Source organism: Janthinobacterium kumbetense (genome assembly GCF_023703445.1).
Classification (GTDB): domain Bacteria; phylum Pseudomonadota; class Gammaproteobacteria; order Burkholderiales; family Burkholderiaceae_D; genus Janthinobacterium; species Janthinobacterium kumbetense.
The window spans coordinates 1-1,341 of the sequence record NZ_JAMQGR010000035.1; the positions used below are offsets into that span (position 1 = coordinate 1).

Here is a 1,341-nt window from a genome sequence, read left to right on the forward strand (position 1 = left end):
CGCCTATAACTACCGCGGCGTGCGCGTGGAAGTGCTGAACGTGCTGGGCGCGGGCGACGCGTTTCTCTCGGGCTTTTTGAAAGGCTGGCTGCGCGGCGAGGATTACGAAGCGTGCTGCCGCTATGCGAACGGTTGCGGCGCCCTCGTCGTGTCGCGCCATGGTTGCGCGCCGGCCATGCCGTCGCCCGTGGAACTCGACTATTTCCTCGCCAATGCGGCCAAACTGAGCCGCCCTGACCAGGACGCGACACTGTCCCGCTTGCACCGCACGACGGTGGAGCGCAAGCAGTGGAACGAGCTGTGCGTGTTTGCTTTCGATCACCGCACGCAATTTTTCGAACTGGCCCAGCAGGGCGGTAGCGACGAGGCAAAAATTTCACGGCTCAAGCAATTGTTCGTGCAAGCCGTGGGCCAGACGGAAGCGGCGCGTGGCTTGCAGGGCGGCACGGGCGTGCTGATCGATGACCGCTATGGCGCCGATGCGCTCAACGATGCGACGGGACGCGGCTGGTGGATCGGCCGTCCTGTCGAGATGCCGGGATCGAACCCGCTGCAATTCGACTGGGGCCGCTCGCTGGCGTCGCGCCTGACGCAGTGGCCGAAGGAACACGTGATCAAGTGCCTGGTGCAGTTGCACCCGGACGATACGCCGGAAAACCGCCTGGAGCAGGAAGCGCAGATCAAGGGCTTGTACGACGCGGCGCAGATCACGGGGCATGAGTTGCTGCTGGAAATTATTCCTGCGAAGTCCTTGCCGCAGCACGACGACACGGTCTTGCGCGCCGTCAAGCGCCTGTACAACCTGGGCATTTACCCGGAGTGGTGGAAGCTGGAAAGCATGTCGGCCAAGCAATGGCAAGCGATCGACGCCCTCGTGCACGAGCGCGATCCGTATTGCCGTGGCGTCGTCCTGCTGGGCTTGAACGCGCCGATCGCCGCCCTGGCCGCCAGTTTTGAACAAGCCAGTGCCAGCACGACGTGCCGCGGCTTCATGGTGGGACGCACCATCTTCCAGGAACCGAGCCGTCGCTGGCTGGCCGGAGAGCTGGACGATGCGGGCCTGATCGCTGCAGTGCGCGCCAACTTCGAGCAGCTCATTGCCCTGTGGCAGCGCACGCGCAACCGCCTGGAGCGTGCAGCATGAGCGCCACGATCAGATTGACCTTGGCGCAGGCTTTAGTCCGCTACCTGGCCGCCCTGCGCACGGAAGAGGGCGATGGTTCCTTGGTCCCCCTGTTCGGCGGCGCCTTCGCCATCTTTGGCCACGGCAATGTGGCAGGCCTGGGCGAGGCGCTGTACCAATATCGGGAGAGTTTCCCCACGTTTCGGGCGCACAACGAA

At 64.4% G+C, this 1,341-nt stretch carries 1 protein-coding gene and 1 pseudogene; both read left to right on the forward strand.

Annotated features, from left to right (window positions below; all coding sequences use genetic code 11):
* On the forward strand, nt 1-1,144 hold a 1,144-nt coding region (locus tag NCG91_RS27820), incomplete at its 5' end, for a PfkB family carbohydrate kinase (protein ID WP_251352085.1).
* Nucleotides 1,141-1,341, forward strand: a pseudogene (locus NCG91_RS27825) (3D-(3,5/4)-trihydroxycyclohexane-1,2-dione acylhydrolase (decyclizing)); the annotation flags it as partial. The gene NCG91_RS27820 and the pseudogene NCG91_RS27825, both read left to right, overlap by 4 nt.